This window comes from Thermaerobacillus caldiproteolyticus, from assembly GCF_013761245.1.
GTDB lineage: Bacteria > Bacillota > Bacilli > Bacillales > Anoxybacillaceae > Thermaerobacillus > Thermaerobacillus caldiproteolyticus.
In genome coordinates this window covers 76,756-100,393 of the sequence record NZ_JACDUT010000009.1, presented here as the reverse complement: position 1 = coordinate 100,393, position 23,638 = coordinate 76,756, and the positions used below count along the sequence as shown (strand labels likewise).

Sequence of the window (23,638 nt, the reverse complement as noted above, 5' to 3'; positions counted from 1 at the left end):
CCTATAAAGGAGGAAGACTTACCGCCGATTAGAACGAGATTAAAGGTCAAGCCATTGCATAGAGTGATTCATATCGGGTGATAAGATTGATCATTATTTTAGAGTACAGCCTGAGCAACGTACCTCATGAATCGCCCATCCTATTAAATAGTTAATTTCTCATCTCGCTTAGAAACAGCGTAGTTTCCGTATCTTGCCCGATTTAAATATTGACCGTAACCCGGCTTTCCGACAAATGTTTTGTCACGAATGACAAATTCTCCTCTAGAAAGTACGGACACTGGTTCGCCCGTCACCTTCATTCCTTCAAACGCATTGTAATCGACTGACATATGGTGGGTTTCAGCTGAAATCACCCGCTCAACATTTGGATCGAAAATAACTAAGTCTGCATCAGCTCCCACAGCAATGGTTCCTTTTTTCGGAAATAATCCAAACAGTTTCGCAATTCTTGTAGACATGATGTCGACAAATTGATTTAATGTAATTCTTCCTTTCTTCACACCTTCACTAAAGAGAATACTTACGCGATCCTCAATCATTGGTCCGCCGTTCGGGATTTTCGTGAAATCGCCTCTGCCAAGTTCTTTTTGGCCTTTAAAGTCAAAGGAGCATTGGTCGGAACCTAACGTTTGCAATTGGCCGTTTTTCAAGGCGTTCCACAACACATCTTGATGCCATTTTTCACGGAGTGGAGGAGACCAGACGTATTTCGCTCCTTCAAAGTTCGGCTTTTCTAAGTAAGATTGGTCTAGAACTAAATATTGCGGACATGTTTCTCCCCATATGTCCAATCCTTTGTTGCGAGCTTCAGCAATTTTTTCAACGGCTTGCGCACAGGAAACGTGAACGACATAAAGTTGAGAACCGGCGAGCTCCGTTAATTGGCATGCGCGTCCTGTCGCCTCTCCTTCCACTTCCGGAGGTCTAGTCAGCGCATGGTAAATCGGATCGGTGTTGCCATCAGCGAGCGCTTTTTTCGTTAAATAATCAATGACATCACCATTTTCGGCATGAACCATCACAAGTGCGCCAAGTTCTTTTGCAGCTACCAACGTGCGATATAAAGTGCCGTCGTCCGCTTGGAATACATTTTTATACGCCATGAACACTTTAAACGATGTAATCCCCTCTTCTTCTATGATTTTCGGCAGTTCTTCCAACACATCGTCGTTAATTTCACTAATCATTAAATGGAACCCATAATCGATGACCGCTTTTCCTTTTGCTTTGTTATGCCAAGTTTCAATTGCTTTTTTCAATGGCTCGCCTTTATTGGTTAAACAAAAGTCAATAATCGTTGTCGTTCCGCCAAATGCCGCTGCGATCGTTCCCGATTCAAAATCATCTTTTGTTACCGTGCCGCCAAACGGCATATCTAAATGCGTATGCGGGTCAATGCCGCCCGGAAATACGTAACATCCTTTTGCATCAATCACTTCCGCGTCTTTTTCGTCTAAATTTCGGCCAATCATCGCAATTTTCCCGTCTTCAATCAACAAATCAGCTTTATACGTATCGGTTGCCGTGACAATCGTTCCGTTTTTAACAATCTTTTTCACTTGGCATCCCCCTTTTTTGTTTGGATCTAGTCATGTTAAAAGTTTATTTTACGTCAACATTGCAACTGGCTAATGCGCCGATGGCGGCTTGCCGTTCGTTCCACGTCATCGGCGGATGTTCACTCGGAATTTCGACCATGTCGATGGCACCGTCAACTGGACATACGATGGAACATAAATTACAGCCTACGCAATCATCTTCGCGTACTTTTAAATATTCTTTTCCATTTTCATCCGTTAAGCGGTCAATGCATTGATGGGATGCATCTTCACAGGCGATATAACACTTGTTGCAGTTAATGCAGACGTCCGTGTTAATGCGGGCCGCCACTTTATAATTGAGATCAAGATTGCCCCAATCCGAGTATTTATGGACGGACTTTCCGACAAGATCCATGACAGACGCAATGCCTTTTTCATCGAGATAATGGTTAAGACCTTCAATCATATCCTCAATAATCCGGAATCCGTGATGCATCACAGCTGTACACACTTGAACGCCGGTTGCTCCCATCAGCATAAATTCAGCCGCTTCCCGCCAGCTTGATACACCGCCCATGCCGGAGATCGGCACATTAATCCGTGGATGGCGCGCGCATTCTGCGACCATGTTCAACGCAATCGGTTTGACGGCCGGACCGCAATAGCCTCCATGTGCTCCTTTTCCAGCAACGTGCGGAATGGTGTTCCATGTATCTAAATCAACCCCCATCAAACTATTGATCGTATTAATCATACTGATGGCATCGGCTCCGCCTTGCACAGCAGCTTCGGCTGTCGCGGTGATGTCCGTAATATTCGGTGTCAGCTTGACGATTACCGGAGTCTGTGCCACTTCTTTTACCCAATACGTTTGCTTTTCAACGAGTTCAGGTACTTGCCCTGAAGCTGAGCCCATTCCGCGTTCTGCCATCCCGTGAGGACAGCCAAAATTCAGTTCCAGTCCGTCTACGCCGACATCCTCTACCCGTTTTACAATTTCATGCCATTTTTCCCGTTTTGGTTCGACCATAAGCGATGCCACCAATGCCCGATCCGGAAAACGCTTTTTCGTTTCATAGATTTCTTTTAAATTAACTTCAAGCGGGCGGTCGGTAATTAACTCAATATTGTTAAAGCCGGCGACACGCTGTCCGTTGAAGCTTACTGCAGCGAAACGGGATGACACATTTAAAATCGGTTCGCCGAGCGTTTTCCAAACCGCTCCTCCCCAGCCAGCCTCAAACGCTCTTTGCACTTGATAACCGGAATTTGTCGGCGGTGCGGAAGCTAACCAGAACGGATTTGGAGACTTTATCCCCGCTAAATTAATGCTTAAATCTGCCATTTTCTAGCCCTCCTCTTTTAAAAATTGCTGTATCAGGTAGTTTCACTCACTGCTTGTGTTAAATGTTGATGGATAGCATAAGCCGATTCTTTTCCTTGCTGGGCGGCTGTGACAACCATTGCTTCGCCTTGTCCTTTGCCAAAAATGACATCACCGCAGGCAAAAACTTTTTTGTTGGATGTTTGATAGTTTTTCGGATCCACTTTCACCACGCCGCCGTTATGTTCTAAGCCGAATTCCTCAATGAGATCAAGGTGGCGTGTCTGGCCGATCGCTTTAATAACAACATCTACTTCCATGACAAATTCCGATCCTTCAATTGGAATTGGACGGCGGCGTCCGTCTTGGTCCGGTTCACCTAACTTCATACGAATGCATTCAATATGGGTGACCTTGCCGTTTTCATCGCCGATAATCCGCTTCGGAGCCGTTAACCAGCGAAACTCGACACCGTCTTGTTTAGCAAATTCGTATTCAAAATCATAAGCTGTCATTTCTTCTTTTGTGCGGCGGTATAAAATTTTCACATTTTCCGCCCCTAATCGTACCGAACAGGTCGCACCGTCAATTGCGGTGTTCCCGGCACCGATCACAACGACTTTTTTACCCACCAGCTTATCGGTCAATTGTTTTGTTTTTGTTTCTTTAATGAATTCAATCGCATCGTATACGCCGTCCAAGTCTTCTCCTTCAATGCCTAGCATCGGTACTTTGCCCATTCCAACAGCCAAAACAACTGCATCATAGTTGTCTAAAAGTTCCTGAGCGGGAACGTCTTTTCCCACTCTTGTATTTGTACGGATTTCTACCCCTAAACTTTTGACTTGATTCACTTCCCAAAACGATATGTTTTGCGGTAACCGGAAGGAAACAATGCCGTACGTATTAAGTCCTCCAGCTTCTTTTTCTGCTTCAAAAATCGTGACCTCGTATCCCATTCGCGCCAATTCTCTTGCTGCAGACAATCCTGCAGGGCCGCTGCCGACGACAGCTACCGTTTTTCCGTTTTTCTTTCCAGCCTGGAATAACACTGCTTCATTTCGAATCGCCCAGTCTGTTGCATAACGCTGCAGATTCCCAATCATAATCGGTTTGGTTGAATGGTTCAGCACACAGGCACCTTCGCACAATTCTTCCGTCGGACATACTCTTGCGCAGCTCGCTCCAACAGGGTTAGACAACATAATTGTTTTTGCCGATCCTTTTAGGTTTCCTGACGCAATTTTTTTAATGAAAGCTGGAATATCAATCCCGGTGGGACAAGCTTTAATACAAGGTGCGTCGTAACAATACAAACATCGGTTGGCTTCTTCAATGGCTTCCCGGTCTGTCAAACCCGGTTCCACTTCTTGAAAGTTTTTTTTCAGATCGAGTAACGAGATGTTCATCAAAACAACCTCCTTTTTCATTTTTAAAAAAAGGGAATAGAGGTGAACCCTAATCCCTTTTTTGGATTATGCTTTATGGTAGGAGTGCCGTCATTTCATTGTAAGTTTCAGGGCGGCGGTCTCTATAAAACTGCCAAGTATCACGGACTTCGCGAATCATCTTTTTATCGATTTCGCCGACAACAACTTCGTCTTTGTCACGGCTTCCCATCGCAACAAAATTTCCTCTTGGATCTACTAAATAAGATTGGCCGTAAAACTCTCCCATGTTCCAAGGCGCTTCATATCCGACCCTGTTAATCGCGCCGACATAATATCCGTTTGCGACCGCATGGGAAGGTTGTTCGAGTTTCCATAAGTATTCTGATAGACCCGCCACTGTTGCCGATGGGTTAAAAATAATTTCAGCACCTTTTAATCCTAGGATTCTCGCACCTTCCGGGAAGTGGCGGTCATAACAGATGTAGACTCCTACTTTGGCGAATGCTGTATCAAATACCGGATATCCTAAGTTTCCTGGTTTGAAATAAAATTTTTCCCAGAAGCCGCAGCCTTCATTACCGACACCAACATGTGGAATATGCTGTTTCCGGTATTTGCCCAAGTACGTACCGTCTGCATCGATCACAGCCGCTGTATTGTAATAAGTGGCAATTCCTTCTCTTTCATAGATTGGCAGCACAATGACAACACCGAGCTCCTTCGCCAAATCTTGAAATCTTTTTGTTGTTGGTCCGTTCGGAACTTCCTCCGCGGCATCATACCATTTTGTATTTTGCTCCGCACAAAAATATGGGCCATAAAAGATTTCTTGCAAACAAATGATTTGCGCTCCCCGATCTTTGGCCTCCTTGACCAGCTTTACATGTTTTTCAATTGCCTTTTCTTTGTGCACTTCCACTGGTTCGTCCCCATGAACATCATGCGAAGCTTGAATAAGACCAATTTTTACTTGATCTGGCATTGTTCCATCCTCCTACTTTTTTATATTTCGAGAATTGGCGATTTATTTTACTCTATAAACCTATAAAAGTAAGCGTTTTCATACATTTTTGAAATAATAGAAAGATAAGCACCTCCCTTTTCTTTTTGTATTTGACAGAAAAATTATAACTTTAAGAATATTTTACTTAGGCGAAATAAGCTTTTCATTATACACTTTGTTAAATAAATCGATGAAGTTGTTTTTCATTATGTAAAGTTTTTCTGTTCTATGATGACACGCTGCCCCGGTAAATAAAGAACAGAGCCGCCAACATTAACGCTAGACCAAGCAGGCGGTTTGCATTCATCGGAATTTTTTGTACGCCGAACAAACCAAAATGGTCAATGATAATGCTAATGACAATTTGGCCAATGATCGCCGCAAAGATGGTTAAAGCCACCCCTACATTCGGTACAGAAATAACAACAAAAGTCACGAAAAGTGCCCCTAATAAACCACCAAGTAAATTCCATTTAGGTACTTGAAATAAATGAGTGATTTGTCCTTTTCCAAAAAATAAGACCAAAAGTGTTAAAAACAGCGTTCCGACAAAAAATGAAGTAAATGCTCCTTCAACACTGCCTATTCTTTTGCCGAGACTTCCGTTTATAGGTGCCTGAATCCCCGCCATCATTCCGCCTAACAAAGCTAAAAGGATATACAAAAACTTCATTTTTCTCCCTCCTAATAAGTGATTAATTACACCCCGTCATATTTTTATTTCCAAAATTGTAAACAACTGAATCATTATAATAATTTTATGTCAATATTTGAACAAACACTAGAAGAAAAATACGACGAACTCACCATAAAAATCGGTGTAAAGATCCGAAAAGGTTACCTTTCGTTAACGCACCGATTCACGTGGAAAATTTTGTGCGGCTACTTTCAGCCTGTGGAGTAAGGCTGCAAAACAAGAGAACATAAGATGATATTAATTGCATTAAAATCCTAAAATAAAAAAATCGCTAATTTTGAACAAAAATGTCCAAATTAGCGATTTTCTTTTGAAATAACTTCCTAAAATCGCTCTTATGTTATCTAGTTCTACATTAGCTATTTTTATATGATTGAATCAATCATCAATGATCCTGTTTGATACTATTAAATCAACATTTTATATGGTTTTTCCAGATAATCTTTAATGGTAGAAAGAAACTTACTGGCGGGCACACCATCAATGACACGGTGGTCGAATGTTAGACTAAGCGGCAGAAGGCTGCGACGCTGCACTACATCTCCAACAAAAACAGGGGTGTCCGTAACGGTTCCAACACCGAGAATTCCTACCTCCGGCGGATTTAGTACCGGGGTAAAAAATTCGACTCCATAAGCACCAAGACTCGTAATCGTGAAGGTGGATCCCTTCATTTCCTCGCTTTCTAGATTTCCTTCTTTTGCCCGCAGGCTCAAATTCTTTATCTTTGCGGAAATTTCCTTAACGGACAGTTTTTCCGCATGGGAAATGACAGGAACAATAAGACCGTTTTCTAACGCTACGGCGATCCCGAGATGAACTGAATCATACGTATGAATATGTTCGTCTTGATATATGCTGTTCATCTGCTTGTGGGCGAGTAATGCCAAGATTGTCGCTCGAGCGATAAAATCCGTTATCGTCAGTTTTACGCCATGTTCATCTAGAAAATCAGCCCTGACTTTTTTCTGTATTTCGAGCAACTCTGTGACATCTGCTCGCATATGAATGGAAAGCTGGGCGGTTTGCTGAAGGCTTGTGAACATTCTTGTTGCGATCACTTTCCTTATCCCGGTTATAGGTTTTACCGTAACTCCCGTGTGATTGTTTGTTTTTTGCTGCATCGTGGCGATTTCCAGTTGCTTTTTCCGCTGAAGATCGGAGCCTGAACGTTTCGCTTGAATCGCTTTTTCAATATCTGCTCTTGTAATTCTTCCTTGTGGACCCGACCCTGAAATACTATTAAGATCAATCCCTGCTTCGAGTGCTAGTTTCCTAGCAGCAGGGGAAACTCGCGGCTTTCGTCTTACAGCTTCCAATGGCTTCATTGTCTCGACGGAAATAGCCGCTTCTAGATTTGCTTGTTTCATCGTTGTTGTTGATTGATCACGTTCAACTTCATTCTTCTGGCTGATATAGCCAATCACTTTGCCAACCGCAACCGTTTCATCCTGTTCAGCGAGAATTTCCAATAATACTCCATCCTCCGGCGCTTCGATATCTTTCTCAATTTTATCGGAACTAATGACAACCACGGATTCTCCTTTTTTGACTGGATCCCCCTTCTTTTTTAACCATTCAACAATCGTTCCTTCTTCCATACTCATTCCTAGCTTTGGCATAAAAATTTCAACAGGCATTCTTCATCACTCCCTTTTCACCTATAACAAGAGTGCGTGTTGCTATTTCGTTCATTATGTTTTTTGGCAACACGCGATCAAAGGTTGATTGTTAAACAGTTACGATCGTTTCATCCCCAATCATTTCCGCTACTACCTTGAGTACTTTTTCAGGTGTTGGCAAATAGAGATCTTCTAAAACAGGCGAAAACGGAACCGGGCTGTGGGGAGCAGTAATCATTTTTATTGGAGCATCTAAATAATCAAATCCCTTATCAGCCACAAGCGCGGAAATATCAGTTGCCGCACTGCACCTTGGATTAGCTTCATCAATAACGATCAGTCGGCCTGTCTTTGCTACAGAAGATAAAATGGTTTCTTCATCGAGCGGCGACAAACTTCTCGGATCGACCACTTCTGCTTCGATTCCTTTGTCCGCAAGCATGTTAGCTGCTTTCAGTGCGGTGTGTACTTGTTTTCCTATTGCCACAATCGTGAGGTCACTTCCTTCCCTTTTTATGTCGGCTTTGCCAATCGGAATGGTGTAAAATCCTTCTTCTACTTCTCCCTTCATGTTATAGAGCGTTTTGTCCTCAAAAAAGATCACCGGATCATCGTCGAAAATGGAGGAAAGTAGAAGACCTTTCGCATCTTGAGGTGTAGAAGGAATGACGACTTTCAAACCTGGTATATGTGTAAAAAGCGCATACAGACTTTGCGAATGTTGAGCGGCTGCCCGGAATCCAGCACCGTGCATCGTCCGTATCGTTAGCGGTACCTTTGCCTTTCCACCAAACATATAGCGAAGCTTTGCTGCTTGATTCATGACTTCATCAAGGCAGCTACCGATAAAATCATTGAACATCAATTCCGCAATCGGCCGTAGTCCTGTTGCTGCTGCCGTAACAGAAGCCCCGATATATCCCGCTTCGGCAATCGGTGTATCCAAGACACGGTCTCTGCCAAATTCTTGAACAAGTCCTTTCGTAACCCCCATGACACCTCCCCACGCCTCGTCATCCTGTAAATGATCAACAGCCGCACCTCCGGCAACATCCTCACCTAAGAGAATGACATTTTCATCCTTGCGCATGGCTAGCTTCATTGCTTCATTAATAGCCTCTGAAAAAGAAATTTTTCTTGTCATGCTTCATCTACCTCCATATTCATTATTGATAGGAAACATATACATCTTTTAAGAGATCTTCAGCTTGAGGAAACGGGCTTTGTTCAGCAAATTCAACTGCATTTTTAACGGTTTCGATTACTTTACGTTCAATCTCATGTAATTCCTGTTCAGTTAATAATTGCTGTGATAAAACATAGCGGCGGAACTTGGCTATGGCGTCCCATTCTTTTATATGTTTTTCTTTTTCTTCAGCTGTTTTGTATTTTTGAGCGTCACCCTCAAAATGGCCGTAGTTTCGATATGTCTTACATTCAATTAAGGTCGGACCTTCCCCGTTTCGTGCCCGTAAGATCGCGCGCTCAGCCGCTTCATATACGGCGACAACATCTTTTCCATCCACGATTTCTCCCGGAATGTTGTAAGCTATTGCTCTGTCAGCGATATTCTTACAGCTCGATGCATAGGCAAAAGGAGTAGCTTCAGCATAACCGTTATTTTCGGCTACGAAAATGACAGGAAGTTTCCAAATCGCTGCTAAGTTGATTCCTTCATGAAAAGTACCGTGATTGTTGGCGCCATCACCGAAGAAGCAAACAGCAACCGCTCCTGTTTTCTTCAATTTGGCTGTTAAAGCGGCTCCCACCGCAAGAGGAAATCCACCACCGACAATCCCATTCGCACCAAGCATACCTTTTTCCACATCGGCAATGTGCATGGAGCCCCCTTTTCCTTTGCATAGCCCGGTTGCTTTCCCGTAAATTTCAGCCATCATTCCATTAAGATCACAACCCTTGGCAATGCAATGACCATGTCCGCGATGGGTGCTGGTAATGCTGTCTTTTTCGTCGAGATGAGCGCAAACCCCGACGGCTACCGCTTCTTCGCCGGCATACAAATGAACAAATCCAGGCAAGACACCTTTGCTGAAGATTTCGTGGACTTTGTCTTCAAACTGGCGGATTTCACACATTTTCTCGTACATCCACTTCGCTTTCTCACGGGTGAGACTTTTCATTTCCGGTTTCATCACTGTCATGATTTGTTCCTCCTATCGTTTTGATATTAATTTAGGGAAAAGTCCCTTCATATCTAAGTAATGCAAGAATCATACCAATAAAAAAGTGCTTACAATTGTAAGCGCTTTTTTATATCTCCCTCCCTTGAATTCCTCCATGAGATGAGACAATTTGATACATCGTCTCATTCTGTCTCAATGTGTCTCATGATAATCCGTATTTTTTCAGTTTCCGATAAAACGTACTGCGCGGAATATTCAATTTGGCAGCGGCAGCTGTTACGTTTCCTGCTGTTTGTTCCAGCATATCCATTATGCAATTCTTCTCCATTTGTTCACGAAAAGACAGCTTTCGGGAATCTTTGATAAATTCACTTCCCTCCCATTTATTCCAATGTGTCAACATAGAATGTATGATGGAGGCATCCGGAAGGTTCTCCTCATATTGCACACGGATCCGTTCTAATACATTAAACAATTCCCGGATATTCCCCGGCCAATCATGCTTCATAAGAATTTCCATTACCTCATGAGTAAATGTGATGGGCCAGTCATTTTTTTCACAGTAGTATTGAATGAAGGATGGAAGATCTTCTTTTCTTTGTCTTAATGGGGGGACATGTATCGGATAGACATAAATTCTGTAAAACAAATCTTCGCGAAACTTTCCCGTCCTAACAAGTTCATGTAGATTTCGATGTGTGGCGGTAATAATTCGGATATCAAGCGGAATCGGCTTTGTTCCGCCAATCGGAACGATTTGTTTTTCCTGCAGAACTCTCAGCAAGGCAACCTGCATCTCATAGGGAATTTCACCGATTTCGTCAAGGAAAAGAGTGCCTCCATTTGCCTGTTCAAACTTTCCTTTATGCCCCGTGCGTTTTGCACCGGTAAACGCTCCCTCTGCATAGCCAAACAATTCACTTCCGATTAAGTCTTTTGGAATGGCGCCGCAGTTAATGGCGATAAAAGGACCGTTTTTCCTCGGACTGTTCAAATGAATCGAACGGGCAACGATTTCCTTCCCTGTGCCGGTCTCTCCGGTAATATGAACAGTTACGTCTGTTTTCGCCGCTCTTTCACAACATTTGATAACATTTTCAAATATCTTGCTTGTTCCTTTTACACCATCAAATTGAAAGATCATTGAGCTATGTTGCCTCTTCTTTTCTTTCTTTTTTTTGATGCTGATTCGGTAACCGATTACACCATGATGAATGGTCGAGTAAATTGGGAATTTCGTTTGGATGAGCCAATCTTGATGGTAAAGATCCTCTAAGTACATATCCTGCCAATTGGAGAGAGAAAGACGTAAACAGTGGTTTGTCCAAACAATTTTTTCTTTTTCATTACATAAGACGATAGGCAAATCGGGGTTTTCAAAGCTTGGAGCCTGTTTTAATAACTCCAATTCATCTTCTTTCGACTGGATGTGAAATCGTTGTTCAATGGCATAAGCTACAGAAATAACAGTCGCAAGGATATGTTCATGGCAATGATCATCAATGGGGTAAGAAACATCAATGATGCCTACAAATTCTCCTTGCTCATTGTAGATAGGAGCTGCGGAACAGACCCATTGCTGGGAAGCGACAGAATAATGTTCCAAGCCGACAACCGTAATGGGTTCTCTGATTCGTACAGCAGTGCCGATGGCATTCGTTCCGACTTCATCTTCTGTCCATTTGACCCCTTCCACAAATTTTATAGATTCAGCCATCTTTAATGTCTGTTGATTCCCTTTTGCATACAAAACATAACCGTCACGGTCTACAAGCAAAAAAATAGATTTTGTTTTCTCAAAAACCTTTTGTAAATTTTCTAAAAAGGGAATAGCCATATGCAACAATTTTTGATTCCTTTTTTTGCGTTTCATGAGTGAATCTTGATTTAAAATGACCTTGCCTTTTCCATCATAAGGATTTACTCCGGATTGACGACATAAGCACCATGACTCCGCAATCCTTTTGTTCATTCTCACAGGATCGAGTGCACCTTCTCGAACAAACCGTTCCCAAATTTCTTGCTTTAATGGGTCAACGACTTTCATATCTTCCCTCCTACAAGGAGATTGTTTTGTTTCACAGCTGCATCATCGCCAAGCAGCATTCCTTACTTAAATATATACTTTCCGAAAAAATGGATTCCTCTTTAAACAAATGGATTTTTCAAAATTAAAAAGACAACAAATAACCGCAACTGATGTAGTTGCGGTCGTTTGCAGTCCCCTGCTTTCTTTTTTCATTTCTTCTTTCGTATCAATCAGGTTATAAATATGTTTAATATATTCAATTAAGTTAAAAATTCTCATTAAACATTATTCTCTGCTAATTTATATTCAGCTTAACTGGGTGTAACCCTACACCCTCTACTCCATTCGCAAAGGCGTTTGGAGATACTTTCTTCACGATTAGAATAATCTGTCACATGCTCCTTTCCCTGAGAGCTTCCAAATTAACCAAGTTTAAAACTATTCTTTACCTGATTGAAGGAAAGATTCGACAAATGCTAAAGCTTCTTTCTCATCTTCTCCATCAATGATTACTTTGATCGTTTGTCCCTCTTTGACGGCAATACTCATAAGATTAAGAATACTTTTCGCGTTAATCCTCTTTTCGCCTTTCACTAACTCAACCTTGCTTTTATACTGATTTACTTTTTTTACAAAATCTGCTGCTGGTCTAGCATGAAGGCCGTTTTCAATGATTACGCTAATCTCTTTTTCTATCATTGTGTTCACTCCCATGTATTCTCGTTAGTCATTTAATTTAGCGAGTTCCTTTGCACTCTCACTAGCTCGAACGACCTCTTCGATTGAGCTTCCGCAGCCAGCTTCAACGACAGCTGCATAGGCTCCTTCAACTAACGGAGCATCGGCTATGATAATGTTTTCTTTTTTCTCAAGCATCTCAATCGCCATTTCTGCGTTTATAAGCGCGCTGCCCAAATCAAATAAAATGACAACGCCTTTCTCAGAATAGACCGATTCAATTGCTTTTTTTATGTCTAATGCATTTGTGCCGATATCGCCCTCCGCACCGCCGGCGATGGCCACAGACACATCCGGTTGAACTTGATTCAGGAGCTTTTTTAATCCGCTTACAATTTCATAGCTGTGTGAAATTAATACAAGACTTACATATTTCATGAGGACAACTCTCCTCCGGTAAACACTTCTGCCAAAGAAACAAACAATAAATACGATGAAGCTGCTCCCGGATCAATATGACCAATGGAACGCTTTCCTAAATAAGCTGCACGTCCCTTTTTGGCTTCCAGCTCTTTTGTGTATTCCATTTTCTCTTTAGATAAAACAGACAGTTCTTTTGGTTGAATCGTTTCACTGTTTGTCAAAAATTCAATAACGGGCTCCCAAACATCGATCATCGTTTTATCTCCTACTTGCGCCTTTCCTCTAGTTTTTAAACCATCTAATGATGCGGCTAATGCCTCCACTAGCTCCTTTACATCGGCTTTCTTCTTATCTTTTAAAGCAAGCGAAGCTTTCATAAAAGCTGTTCCATATAACGGGCCTGAAGCTCCGCCAACCTTAGCAATTAACGTCATGCCAACATCTTTAAACAAAGATCCAAGGTCGTCATAATTGACTGAAGTAATTTTATTGACGGTTTCCTGAAACCCCCGGGCCATATTCAATCCATGGTCACCATCACCAATCGCTTGATCTAGTTCCGTTAAATACTCCTTATTTTCTTGGATTTTATCGTTAAAAGTAATTATCCATTTTTCAGCTTGTTCAACGCCAAAAGTCATGATCATCTCTCCTCATATTTCTTCTAATGACAGACTGTATGAAAGCGAGATTGCTATTTTTTGAACACGATTGTGTCCGCTTGTGCATCTAACAATTCAATTAGTTGATCGTCTAATTTTAATAACGAAATAGAGCAGCCAGCCATTTCAAGCGAAGTCATAAATTCCCCAACAAAAGTTTCATGTACATGAATGTTCTTTTCCTTTAGAATCTCGGAGATTTTTTTGTTCATAATATATAGTTCCATTAACGGCGTTGCACCGAGACCATTAATCATGACCGCAACCTTGTCGTTGTTCTCTAGTTTTAAGTCATCTAAAATTTTTCCAAGGAGAATTTGTACGATTTCATCCGCAGGTTGAATTTGTGTTTTTTCAATTCCAGGTTCTCCATGAATTCCGATCCCAATTTCTATTTCATTTTCCCCAAGTTCAAATCCAGGTTTTCCTGCTGCTGGAACGATGCATGGGGTCAATGCCATTCCCATTGATCTCACATTTTTCACAACTTTATTGGCAACGGCCTCTACTTCTTCTAATGTCGCGCCTTGTTCAGCTAATGCACCGGCAATTTTGTGAACAAAAACAGTCCCCGCAATACCGCGGCGGCCTGTCGTATATGTACTATCCTCCACAGCTACATCATCATTAACAACCACTTTCGCTACTTTTATACCTTCCGCTTCCGCCATTTCCGCAGCCATTTCAAAATTCATAATATCTCCAGTGTAATTTTTAATAATAAGCAATACACCTTTTCCGCTATCAACCGCTTTAATTGCCTCAAAAATTTGATCAGGGGTCGGGGAAGTAAAAACTTCTCCGCATACGGCTCCGTCTAACATTCCTTTTCCAACATAACCGGCATGTGCAGGCTCATGACCGCTTCCTCCGCCGCTTACCAAGCCTACTTTTCCTTGAATAGGTGCATCTTTTCTTACGATGACAGTTGTATCTGGCAATCGTTTAATTTGATTGAAATGAGCCGCCACCATCCCGGCCAGCATGTCTTTGACAACTTGATTGGGATCATTCATTAATTTTTTCATAGAAATTCCTCCCTTTTGAACTTCACTTTTTATTAATGCAAGAATTATGCCAAAATGAAAACGCTTCATGAATACGTTTTCATATGTTAAGAAGTGAATTCATTGGTAAAAATGATCAACTTCCTTGATACTTTTTCCCAACTAAATGCTCCAATCCATATTCTCTTACTTTTTTAGCCGCTGTTTTATGAGTGATCCCAAGCGCTTTCGCCAGCTGGTTATAGCTTGGATAATGTTGACAAGCAAAAGAAAAAATTTGTTTTTCATATTCTTTTAAAGTCAGCACTTTACTGCCAAAGGTTAAGTTCTGTTTTTGTTTCGCTTCATTATTTTCAAAAAATTGAGGATCCGAGATGTAATGAGGCAAATCCTTGCAAAGCAAAATATCTCCATCCGCGAGATTAAATAACCGTTCAATAACATTTTGCAATTCTCTAATATTCCCGGGCCAGTGGTAACTGCATAAAGCCTCAATAAATCCCTTTTCATACCCTTTGATATTTTTTCCCAACTTATCATTCAGTTGTTTCCGGAAAGCCTCCACTAAGAGAGGAATATCTTCTTTTCGCGCCCTTAAAGGTGGTAAATGAATCGGCACTACGTTTAAACGATAATAAAGATCCTCTCGAAAACTGCCCTCATCCACCATTTTTTTGAGGTCGCGGTTCGTAGCGGCAATCACTCGAACATCAAGCTGAATCGGGGCGAAACCACCTATTCTTTCTACTTCTTTTTCCTGCAAAACTCGTAAAATTTTTGCTTGTAAGTCCAAACTTAAATCTCCGATTTCATCTAAAAAAATCGTGCCTTTATTAGCAAGTTCAAATTTCCCACGATGTGTTTTATACGCGCCAGTAAAGGCTCCTTTTTCATAGCCAAACAATTCGCTCTCAATCAATTGAGGCGGGATCGCCGCACAATTCACTCGAATAAAGGGGTTGTTCTTTCTCTCACTCGCTTCATGTATTGCCCTAGCAACAAGTTCTTTTCCTGTTCCGCTTTCTCCTGTAATGATCACCGTAGAATTTGTTTTTGCGACTTTTGCTGCGATGGTTAAGGAATCTTTCAATGTTTCACTATTTCCAATGATCTTATGAAATGCCATATCGAATCCTTGATGTTTTGACAGTTCCTGTTCTAAGTATTTCGTTCTTTGCTCCATAAGGTCAATTTTATCGAGGAGCTGTTTAATATCATCGAAACGAGTCATGGTCGTAACTGTCCCGCGAAACTCATTGTCAACGATAATCGGGTTTACTTTTGTAATATAACTAGATTGATTGTTTACTTGAATTACTTTCATAAACTGTTTTTGGACATCTTTCATATTTTTCCACACATTTTTGCCAATGAATGATTGAATATTTTTTTCACCGTTTAATTTACTTAACAAAACATCCATTTCATCGTTCCAGTATATAAAATTTCCATCTTTATCCGTCAACCCGATTAAATCAGAAACAGACTTTAAAACAAGATGTAATCTTTGCTGCATCTCTTTCACTTCATTTAATTCCTTGCTGATTTTCTCAATACTAGAAATATCTTGGAATATAGCAACAGCCCCAATTGTTTTTCCGTTCAAAGTAATTGGTGAACGGGTTGTCAACAATGTATGATGATTGATTTTTTGTTTTTTGGCGACTTCCATTTTTCCCGTCTTCATTACTTTATGCAATCTTGAATGGGGAATCACTTCATCAGCACGTTGATTGATAAGCTCATGCGGATCTTTTTCTAACAATTTTGCAGCGGCTGCATTGACATAGGTGATCATATTGTCGCTGTTCACAACAACGATCCCATTGGGTAAGGCTGATACAGCCTCGTGAAGGGTGATGGAATTCTCCATGAGAAGACGATCTGCTTCGGTCTGCTGGGAATCTTCTTGATCTGTTTGTTCAAAGAAATTTTTAATTTGATTGACAATTTCCTCGTCTACTTCTTCTTCAAAGCAAAGAATAAATTCCTCTCCTTGTCCAATTTTTAAGGAAACTAAAGATAATAAATTGTTAACCTGTACTTTTTTATCATGATATAAAACGTACGCTCTTTTTAACTTTTCTTTATTCTGAATTAACTTTTGCAGCATTGAAATAAATGCTGCCGCCATGCGAACATGAAGACCATTCTTTTTGTAAACTCTCAATTTTATGAACATAAAATCCCTCCTCATTCCTATTTTAATATACAAAACGGTAAGATTACTTGAAGTTTTGATTTATCGCAACATTTTGTTAAAAGGTCGAAAATAGTAAATACCTATAAAATCATGATAATAACGTTAACTCACAAACTGTACTTGAGTAAACTTACACCTAAACATATACAGTGCCTACATTGAAAACTTCTTCTCCTATCTAAAAACAGATATTCACGAATTACAAACGGTAAAAAACATAGAGAATGCAAAAAACTTGATTCATAATTACATTCGGTATTATCATGGCCAACGTATACAATGGTTTTAAATGATCAACCATCTATGCAAACAAGTAAAATAACAAGCACATGAGGACTATCACATCTTGATCGCCATTCACGAAAAGATGAGAAAAGGAATCAGAGCGATTCCCCCTGATTCCTCCTACAACTTATACTGTCTACTTTTGGGAGCACCATCCACAGGCGCTTGATTTACGAAAAGTTTATTTGGCACAAAACGATGAATGATAGATAACTTGTAAAATTAATACTAATTATTATGTATATGAAAGCCAAACGTTAGTCCAAGTAAAACCAGTATAATATTCTATAATGCGCCATACAGACAGTAAAAACGTACCTACTTCGCTTATTACACAAGCGACAAGGACAAACCAGTCACATAGCACATCATACTCCAACGATTCGTATAGCTAATTTGCTATGCTATAATGATAAAAAATTATTTTATTACGGAAGGAGACTAAATTTTGAATGTCATGAATGAGCTATTTTCCATTGAAGAAGTCGATGATTTTGTAAGCAATCACCATTTAGCATTCTTATATATATCCAGAACAAATTGTAGTGTATGCCATGCCTTGCTGCCCAAAATCAAAGAAGTCATGGGCGATTTTCCAAAGATTCAACTCTCTTTGGTCAATGCCGATCATGTCCCGGCAATCGCAGGACATCTTTCCATATTTACTGTCCCCGTTATCATTTTATATGTGGATGGAAAAGAAATTCTTCGCGAAGCCCGGTTTGTTCATGTTGAGCAGTTTCGAGAAAAAGTGAAAAAAGTTTATTCTTTAACACAGCAATAGACAACCTCTCACTTCGTCTCGTGAAGAAGATGGTTGTCTTTTATCCATTTTGAATGATCAGTAGTGTCAGACACTTTAGAGCAGATTACTGAAATAGTACAGCTCTCCTTTTCTATAATCTGTCCACCTGCGATAATATGGATACAAGAAAGATACTTTTCTACCATTGTGTTTGAATGTTAGCGAAATCTCGTGTACATCGAAAATATTCTTGCATGGCAAATCTTCTTTATGTACATGTCAGCAAGATTTCCTTGCAAAGGCTATTTCACTCAAGGATGTTGAAAGCGTCCAAGTCGGGGGACAACTTTCATCGTCAAATTACTTTTTTAATAACCTCTGTTGCTTGTGCTTACAAAAACTCAAACTCTACATTTCAAGTTCGGGGGTCGTGTAAAATGATTCCGATCTGTACGAAGTGAGCACTCTCTCCTTTGTCGAGGTAAAGAATCTTATTTGAGAAGACGTTTTACGTTTGCAAAATGTTGATATATCAAGATTTTGCCAAATTGAGTGTTCACTACGTTATATACAGATTGATCGATTGCCCCCCACTTCGCCCCTTATGAAGATGAATAGGCGAACAGTACCTGTCACTGTTCGCCATTTCCATTCCTTTTTATCTGCAGATACGATGAAGATGCTTCTTTTTCATGTACTTCTCCACTTATATTCAACATAATAACACCGACAATAATCATTAGTATTGCCAGCATCTTGAATAAGGAAAAGTGTTCCTTGAAGAATAAAATTCCTATCGCTGCAATAATAGCTGTACCTAGTCCGGACCATATGGAATAAGCAATACTTACATCAATCTTTTTGAGTGCTAATGTTACTAAAGTAAGACTTGTTCCATAAAAAACAAACATCAAAATCGAAGGGATCAACTTCGTAAATCCTTCTGACATCTTCATAGAGGTTGTACCTAAAACTTCCGAAACAATTCCTAATAAAAGGAAAACCCAACTCATTGACTCTCCTCCTCCCCTGAATAGAAAATGAATTCATTTAGATGGTTTTGTAAAATTATAACAAATACTCAAATTTGTTGCATAAGAACGCATAATTCAACCCATAAGTCCGGCGTTCTTTAACTGATTAAATGTCTGCTCAACCTTGTTGTGGAACTGAAACAACCATTGTCCGAATTGTTTTTTAGGAAACTAGAAATCACTTGACCATAGGCACTCTTGCTTTCTTCCTAGTTTCTACGATGGATGAGAGAAAAGAAAAAAGATACAAAGATACGCACTGTTCCACAGCCGCAGCTGGTTTGACTTTTTGGATGCCACACGCCGTGCCCAAGCGCAAACTCCCTCTTCCATTCTAACAGTTCAGAGTCACCACGATATCATTTCGATTCGAAGATAGGAGATAAAATGATTCCTTCTTTTTTAATTTATCTTATTCTTGAGTGAAAAGGTAGAAACATTTGGAACTTTTGGAGAGTCTACAAAAACGCCGGAAATAGCCAATCGGTTAAGACAGTCGATCAAATGACGTAAAAATTTAATGTTTCTTTAGTAAAGATTTCTTTAAATATATAGTTAGCTAACCTTTTTACCCTAAATTTTTTAAAAGTAGAATTATTTGAAATGATGAACTCCGTAATGAGTTTTGCGGCATATTCATAATTACACAAACACAACGAATGGAACCTTTTTAGGTTCCATTCGTTTTAAATGATTTTAACAATGTTTAAAATGGGCGGTCTCCAACGATTGCTACCCGTTCAGCCTTGCGAGGATGAGGGTAATAATCGGAAACGGCGTAATGTTGAGTCGCACGGTTATCCCAGAAGGCGACTGTGTCCTTCTCCCAATGAAAACGGACCTGGTACTCAGGAATGTGAGCTTGGCGAAACAGGTACTGAAGTAGTTGCTCACTCTCCTCTGGCTCAAGCCCAACGATTCGCGTAGTAAAGGATGGATTCACAAACAGAGTTTTCCGGCCTGTTTCTGGGTGGGTTCGAACTACTGGGTGTTCAACAGGTGGAAATTCTTTCTGTTTAATAGCTAACTCTTCTGGTGTCATTAAATGGCTGAAAGAAGGGGTGAAATCGTGAATAGCAGTGAGGTTATCGATACGCTCCTTAATCTCGTCAGGTAAATTGTCATACGCGGCACCCATATCGGCCCATAGCGTGTCGCCACCAATAGGAGGAACTTCAATCAGCCTTAATACAGCTGCTTTAGCAGGATTGGCTCGAAAGGTCACATCGGCATGCCAGATGTTCTCGTAACCGCCTTGCTTATGATCCCTAGAAAAGCGGACAATTTCTTTTGATTGACCTTCTTCAATTGGAAAAAACGGGTGAACTTCTAACTCTCCCCACAGCCGGGCAAATGCTCGCTGCTGTTCGCTAGTGATTTTTTGGTTGCGAAAGAAGAGAACCTTCCACTCTAATAGTGCACGGTTCAATTCTGCTTGTAGCTCAGGAGTTATTGGTTCTCTCAAGTCAACTCCGATAATCTCAGCACCTATGATTGGACTTAATGGTCTGACTTCAAATAACAAATACGGTCGCTCCTCCACACCTTCAGGTAGACGTCGTAAAATACGTGGGCCTACATAATCTTCGCGATTTTCAAACTTGAGTGGTCGAGAATAATGGGTATTAATTTCAGACATACACATGCTCCTTTCAACAGTATGAAAAGTTGAATATATAGATTGAAAACCCAACATCAACAAGGCGTTTAAGTTGGTTGAAAAAACGCTCGAATAACTGGTGTATCGAACCATCAATCTGCATTTCTATAATGTTTAATTGAACTACTAGACCATTGAAACAATTAATGGTTCATTCCAAACACGGTATTATTTGCTTTACTATTTCTTATAGTGGAAATTAAATAATATCGTAGATCACTAAATTCCTTAGAATGTTTGATTTCTTGGACGGATTGACTGTACTGTGATAACGGATTTTGCAAATCTACGACGATTCTCCCCGGTTTAGAATGCATAACTAAAATTCTCTTTCCTAGCAATAGGGCTTCTTCTACATCATGAGTAATAAAAAATATGCACTTTCTTGTTTTTTTCCAAAGTTCAAGAAGATGGATCTGCATGTTTTCCCGCGTTAAGGCATCTAATGCACTAAAAGGTTCATCCATTAAAATAGCTTGTGGATCGGTAGCTAATGTTCTTGCAATGGATGCTCTCTGTTTCATGCCTCCAGAGAGCTGGTAAGGCAACATTTTAGCAGAAGACTCTAGCCCTACAAGATTTAAATAGTAAGAAACGAGTCTTTTTCTTTCTGATTTTGATACAGATTTCATCTTTAAACCAAATTCAATATTTTTTTCAATCGTCATCCATGGAAAAAGATTATGATGTTGAAAGACTACTCCCACATTGGGACTTGGGCCGGTATGCGGTTTATCGTTAATCATTACTTCACCTGTAGTTGGTTTCTGAAAACCCGCTAATATATTTAATAAAGAAGATTTACCGCAACCTGACGGACCTAATAAACACACAAAATCGTTGACGTCTAATTGAAGATTTATATTGTCCAATATAGGAAGACCGTTATTTTCGTTTGAATAATATAAGCTAATATTTTTTAATTCTATTAATGTGCGATTATTAAGCATCTCTGAACGTGCTTTGGCAGGTGTGCTTACATACATAAACTTCCCTCTCTATTCATGTTATTTGTAAAGATCGCTTAATAGAGCTTGTTGATAAACAGCTAGGCTAGGGGAAGACGATATGTTTTTCTGTTTAGCCATAAAATCTCCTGTGTCTTTTAATATTTTGGCTAACTTTCCCGGTTTCTCTGGTTCCCCCAAAAAATCCTTTTGTTGAGAAGCGTCCAGCCATATAATTTGTTTCATTGTTTTTAAGCTTTCTTCAGGAGATAACCCTAATTCTTTAGAAAGAAGTTGGGATGCTTGTTTAGGGTTGTCCCGATAATAATGCACCGCCTTATCTAAAACAGAGATATAGCCTTTTACAATTTCAGGGTATTTTTTCGCAAACTCTTTATTCACAATTCCAAATTCACCAGTTACAATGCCTTTTTCAGACAAATCCTTTGATGTAACAATAACGCGGCCTCCCTCATTGATTAACTTTGTCTGTGTAGGTTGCCAAATATAAGCGCCGTCTATATCATCTCGCTTCCAAGCGGCATAAATATCAGGGGGCTGCATATCAAGAAGCGTTATCCTATCTTTTTCAGGGTTGATGTTTTCTGCCTTTAAGGCTCCCAGTAAACTGAAGTGAGATGTCGAACTAAATGTGGTAGCGATTTTCTTACCTTTCAAATCCTTTAAAGATTGAATACCAGAATCTTTTTTTACGACTAACGCTTCACTTTCGCCAATAATATCATGAAGGTAATACACTTGATAAGGCAATTTGTTTGCGATCCCTATTGAGCCGGGAGGAGTACCAACAAGACCAAAATCAATGCTTCCACTTGCCATTGCGTTATTAACATCCCGTCCGGAATCAAATTTAATCCAATTAATTTTAATACGGGGGTACTTTTTCTCTAGCAAACCTAATGCCTTTGCTAAGAGTTCTCCATTTGGGGAAACTTGGTATCCTAATCTAATCTCTTTTGGCGCACTGCTAGATGGAGGCGATTCACCATTTTTTGCTGCAGTAGATGTTTCTTGACTAGAACAGCCGGTTATTGCGCTAAATATAACGAATAGCAAAATAATCCATATCGTGTTTACTTCCCTTTTAAATATCATCTTTTTCCTCCTGATATACTTTGTTAATCTTGTTTTCCGACCCAAGAAAATTGAATATGCTGGTACAATCTAATGATGCCATCCATAAGAATCGCGATTCCTCCCATTAGAATGATTCCTACAAAAACAATATCGCTTCTCAGGTATTTACTCGCATCTAATACCATCCATCCAATCCCTGAGGTAGCTGCTACCATTTCAGCAGCAACTAATGTAGCATACGTAACGCCAATGGCTGTACGAAACCCCGTTATGATGTCTGGTAAGCAAGATGGGAGAATTATGTATAAGAGGACTTTCGGTTTTGAAGCTCCTAAAGACAATGCTGCATTTATACGATCTTGTGGTACGCGCTGTACGCTAGATACAGTTGAAATAAACAAAGGAGCAAAAGCACTTAAGAATAAAAGCGCAATTTTCGATTTATCATCAATTCCTAGCCATAAAACAAGTAAGGCGTAGTAGGCTAATGGAGGAAGAGGTCTGTAAAATTCAATAATTGGATCAAAAATCGCGAGTATATATTTTGACATCCCGCAGAACATTCCCAATGGCACGGCCGTGAAAAAGGCTAAAATTAAGGCCAAAAATAACCTGTACAAACTATTTAGTATATGAGTGCTTAACGAAGCACCTTTATATCCGTCTCTTATTAACTCTAAAAATGCTTTCCAAACAGATTGGGGAGTTGGGAGAAAAACAGGATCCACCCATTTTAAATTTGTACTTACTGTCCAAATGATCAGTATCAGGACAATGCTGATTATCGAAATCCCTCTAGTAAGTACTTGTTTTTTGCATACAAATTTCGGAGCCATTTTATATCCCCTTCTCTATGAAGTTTGAATAAAAAGTTCCCTTTTCGCAAAAAACTTAAGAGAACCTCTGCAGGCTGGTTATAAATATTTAAATTCCAATATGATTACTTGGATATATGGTAACAAGTGGTTTTTACTTTGTCAATACTTTTTTCTAGTCTTGTTGAGTTCTAAAGTTCAATCTCACCAAGAACGACAATATAAGAGAAAAAATTCCTTTTAACACGGCTTCAGATCCCTTCAAGACTGCTCAAAATCGGGAAATAGCCGATGAATACCCCAAACACTATTTCTTTATTTTTTTCA

At 40.1% G+C, this 23,638-nt stretch carries 21 protein-coding genes; 2 read left to right on the top strand and 19 right to left on the bottom strand.

Features of this window, described 5'->3' with window-relative positions:
* Window positions 1-143: 143 nt before the first annotated feature.
* The 14 genes from hydA to HNR31_RS19160 form a co-directional block, all read right to left on the bottom strand.
* Window positions 144-1,562: a dihydropyrimidinase gene (gene hydA, locus HNR31_RS13890; RefSeq protein ID WP_181556823.1), complete on the bottom strand. Its 1,419-nt coding sequence runs from the start codon at window positions 1,560-1,562 to the stop codon at window positions 144-146.
* A 43-nt stretch (window positions 1,563-1,605) separates the two neighbouring features.
* The gene (gene preA, locus HNR31_RS13885) at window positions 1,606-2,889 is read right to left on the bottom strand and encodes an NAD-dependent dihydropyrimidine dehydrogenase subunit PreA (RefSeq protein WP_181556822.1); all 1,284 of its coding nucleotides are present in this window, start codon (window positions 2,887-2,889) and stop codon (window positions 1,606-1,608) included.
* A 32-nt stretch (window positions 2,890-2,921) separates the two neighbouring features.
* On the bottom strand, window positions 2,922-4,277 hold the full coding sequence (locus HNR31_RS13880) for an NAD(P)-dependent oxidoreductase (protein ID WP_181556821.1): 1,356 nt from the start codon (window positions 4,275-4,277) through the stop codon (window positions 2,922-2,924).
* A gap of 73 nt (window positions 4,278-4,350) precedes the next feature.
* Entirely contained in the window at window positions 4,351-5,241 is an 891-nt protein-coding gene (locus tag HNR31_RS13875; protein WP_181556820.1) for a nitrilase-related carbon-nitrogen hydrolase, read from the bottom strand.
* Between the two features lie 247 nt (window positions 5,242-5,488).
* Window positions 5,489-5,935, bottom strand: a complete 447-nt coding sequence (locus HNR31_RS13870; protein WP_181556819.1) for a DMT family transporter — start codon at window positions 5,933-5,935, stop codon at window positions 5,489-5,491.
* Window positions 5,936-6,366: 431 nt separating this feature from the next.
* Complete coding sequence (locus HNR31_RS13865; RefSeq protein WP_181556818.1) at window positions 6,367-7,599, bottom strand: dihydrolipoamide acetyltransferase family protein; 1,233 nt, start codon at window positions 7,597-7,599, stop codon at window positions 6,367-6,369.
* A gap of 91 nt (window positions 7,600-7,690) precedes the next feature.
* Window positions 7,691-8,725 (bottom strand): alpha-ketoacid dehydrogenase subunit beta, encoded by a 1,035-nt coding sequence (locus tag HNR31_RS13860; protein ID WP_181556817.1) that lies wholly within the window; start codon window positions 8,723-8,725, stop codon window positions 7,691-7,693.
* Between the two features lie 22 nt (window positions 8,726-8,747).
* Entirely contained in the window at window positions 8,748-9,743 is a 996-nt protein-coding gene (locus HNR31_RS13855) for a thiamine pyrophosphate-dependent dehydrogenase E1 component subunit alpha (protein ID WP_181556816.1), read from the bottom strand.
* A 184-nt stretch (window positions 9,744-9,927) separates the two neighbouring features.
* Entirely contained in the window at window positions 9,928-11,772 is a 1,845-nt protein-coding gene (locus HNR31_RS13850; RefSeq protein ID WP_181556815.1) for a sigma-54-dependent Fis family transcriptional regulator, read from the bottom strand.
* Between the two features lie 420 nt (window positions 11,773-12,192).
* Complete coding sequence (locus HNR31_RS13845; RefSeq protein WP_181556814.1) at window positions 12,193-12,453, bottom strand: HPr family phosphocarrier protein; 261 nt, start codon at window positions 12,451-12,453, stop codon at window positions 12,193-12,195.
* Window positions 12,454-12,477: 24 nt separating this feature from the next.
* Entirely contained in the window at window positions 12,478-12,870 is a 393-nt protein-coding gene (gene dhaM, locus HNR31_RS13840; RefSeq protein ID WP_181556813.1) for a dihydroxyacetone kinase phosphoryl donor subunit DhaM, read from the bottom strand.
* Window positions 12,867-13,496, bottom strand: coding sequence for a dihydroxyacetone kinase subunit DhaL (gene dhaL / locus HNR31_RS13835; RefSeq protein WP_181556812.1), 630 nt, complete (start codon window positions 13,494-13,496; stop codon window positions 12,867-12,869). Before dhaL ends, dhaM begins: the two co-directional genes overlap by 4 nt.
* 53 nt (window positions 13,497-13,549) lie before the next feature.
* Complete coding sequence (gene dhaK / locus HNR31_RS13830) at window positions 13,550-14,545, bottom strand: dihydroxyacetone kinase subunit DhaK (protein WP_181556811.1); 996 nt, start codon at window positions 14,543-14,545, stop codon at window positions 13,550-13,552.
* 115 nt (window positions 14,546-14,660) lie between these two features.
* Window positions 14,661-16,706 carry a sigma 54-interacting transcriptional regulator gene (locus HNR31_RS19160; protein WP_181556810.1) on the bottom strand — a complete coding sequence of 682 codons (2,046 nt, stop codon included), beginning with the start codon at window positions 16,704-16,706 and terminating at the stop codon, window positions 14,661-14,663.
* A 163-nt stretch (window positions 16,707-16,869) separates the two neighbouring features.
* On the opposite strand from HNR31_RS19160, the gene HNR31_RS19375 reads away from it, so the two are divergent.
* Window positions 16,870-17,016, top strand: coding sequence for an IS3 family transposase (locus tag HNR31_RS19375; protein WP_181556894.1), 147 nt, complete (start codon window positions 16,870-16,872; stop codon window positions 17,014-17,016).
* Window positions 17,017-17,469: 453 nt separating this feature from the next.
* Window positions 17,470-17,796, top strand: coding sequence for a thioredoxin family protein (locus HNR31_RS13815; RefSeq protein ID WP_306465158.1), 327 nt, complete (start codon window positions 17,470-17,472; stop codon window positions 17,794-17,796).
* Between the two features lie 593 nt (window positions 17,797-18,389).
* Here the strand turns inward: HNR31_RS13815 and HNR31_RS13810 are convergent.
* From HNR31_RS13810 to HNR31_RS13790, 5 genes are all read right to left on the bottom strand, one after another.
* Complete coding sequence (locus HNR31_RS13810) at window positions 18,390-18,770, bottom strand: DMT family transporter (protein ID WP_181556808.1); 381 nt, start codon at window positions 18,768-18,770, stop codon at window positions 18,390-18,392.
* A 727-nt stretch (window positions 18,771-19,497) separates the two neighbouring features.
* The gene (locus HNR31_RS13805) at window positions 19,498-20,430 is read right to left on the bottom strand and encodes a TauD/TfdA dioxygenase family protein (RefSeq protein WP_181556807.1); all 933 of its coding nucleotides are present in this window, start codon (window positions 20,428-20,430) and stop codon (window positions 19,498-19,500) included.
* A gap of 164 nt (window positions 20,431-20,594) precedes the next feature.
* Window positions 20,595-21,437 (bottom strand): ABC transporter ATP-binding protein, encoded by an 843-nt coding sequence (locus HNR31_RS13800; RefSeq protein ID WP_181556806.1) that lies wholly within the window; start codon window positions 21,435-21,437, stop codon window positions 20,595-20,597.
* Between the two features lie 21 nt (window positions 21,438-21,458).
* Complete coding sequence (locus HNR31_RS13795) at window positions 21,459-22,514, bottom strand: taurine ABC transporter substrate-binding protein (RefSeq protein WP_181556804.1); 1,056 nt, start codon at window positions 22,512-22,514, stop codon at window positions 21,459-21,461.
* Window positions 22,515-22,537: 23 nt separating this feature from the next.
* Entirely contained in the window at window positions 22,538-23,332 is a 795-nt protein-coding gene (locus HNR31_RS13790) for an ABC transporter permease (protein WP_181556802.1), read from the bottom strand.
* Between the last annotated feature and the right edge of the window lie 306 nt (window positions 23,333-23,638).

What these genes read in the sequence shown, in the direction of transcription:
- preA (WP_181556822.1), bottom strand. Translation starts at nt 2,889, where the DNA reads ATGGCAGATTTAAGCATTAATTTAGCGGGGATAAAGTCTCCAAATCCG.
- HNR31_RS13880 (WP_181556821.1), bottom strand. Translation starts at nt 4,277, where the DNA reads ATGAACATCTCGTTACTCGATCTGAAAAAAAACTTTCAAGAAGTGGAA.
- HNR31_RS13875 (WP_181556820.1), bottom strand. Translation starts at nt 5,241, where the DNA reads ATGCCAGATCAAGTAAAAATTGGTCTTATTCAAGCTTCGCATGATGTT.
- HNR31_RS13870 (WP_181556819.1), bottom strand. Translation starts at nt 5,935, where the DNA reads ATGAAGTTTTTGTATATCCTTTTAGCTTTGTTAGGCGGAATGATGGCG.
- HNR31_RS13865 (WP_181556818.1), bottom strand. Translation starts at nt 7,599, where the DNA reads ATGCCTGTTGAAATTTTTATGCCAAAGCTAGGAATGAGTATGGAAGAA.
- HNR31_RS13860 (WP_181556817.1), bottom strand. Translation starts at nt 8,725, where the DNA reads ATGACAAGAAAAATTTCTTTTTCAGAGGCTATTAATGAAGCAATGAAG.
- HNR31_RS13855 (WP_181556816.1), bottom strand. Translation starts at nt 9,743, where the DNA reads ATGACAGTGATGAAACCGGAAATGAAAAGTCTCACCCGTGAGAAAGCG.
- HNR31_RS13850 (WP_181556815.1), bottom strand. Translation starts at nt 11,772, where the DNA reads ATGAAAGTCGTTGACCCATTAAAGCAAGAAATTTGGGAACGGTTTGTT.
- HNR31_RS13845 (WP_181556814.1), bottom strand. Translation starts at nt 12,453, where the DNA reads ATGATAGAAAAAGAGATTAGCGTAATCATTGAAAACGGCCTTCATGCT.
- dhaM (WP_181556813.1), bottom strand. Translation starts at nt 12,870, where the DNA reads ATGAAATATGTAAGTCTTGTATTAATTTCACACAGCTATGAAATTGTA.
- dhaL (WP_181556812.1), bottom strand. Translation starts at nt 13,496, where the DNA reads ATGACTTTTGGCGTTGAACAAGCTGAAAAATGGATAATTACTTTTAAC.
- dhaK (WP_181556811.1), bottom strand. Translation starts at nt 14,545, where the DNA reads ATGAAAAAATTAATGAATGATCCCAATCAAGTTGTCAAAGACATGCTG.
- HNR31_RS19160 (WP_181556810.1), bottom strand. Translation starts at nt 16,706, where the DNA reads ATGTTCATAAAATTGAGAGTTTACAAAAAGAATGGTCTTCATGTTCGC.
- HNR31_RS13815 (WP_306465158.1), top strand. Translation starts at nt 17,470, where the DNA reads ATGAATGAGCTATTTTCCATTGAAGAAGTCGATGATTTTGTAAGCAAT.
- HNR31_RS13810 (WP_181556808.1), bottom strand. Translation starts at nt 18,770, where the DNA reads ATGAGTTGGGTTTTCCTTTTATTAGGAATTGTTTCGGAAGTTTTAGGT.
- HNR31_RS13805 (WP_181556807.1), bottom strand. Translation starts at nt 20,430, where the DNA reads ATGTCTGAAATTAATACCCATTATTCTCGACCACTCAAGTTTGAAAAT.
- HNR31_RS13800 (WP_181556806.1), bottom strand. Translation starts at nt 21,437, where the DNA reads ATGTATGTAAGCACACCTGCCAAAGCACGTTCAGAGATGCTTAATAAT.
- HNR31_RS13795 (WP_181556804.1), bottom strand. Translation starts at nt 22,514, where the DNA reads ATGATATTTAAAAGGGAAGTAAACACGATATGGATTATTTTGCTATTC.
- HNR31_RS13790 (WP_181556802.1), bottom strand. Translation starts at nt 23,332, where the DNA reads ATGGCTCCGAAATTTGTATGCAAAAAACAAGTACTTACTAGAGGGATT.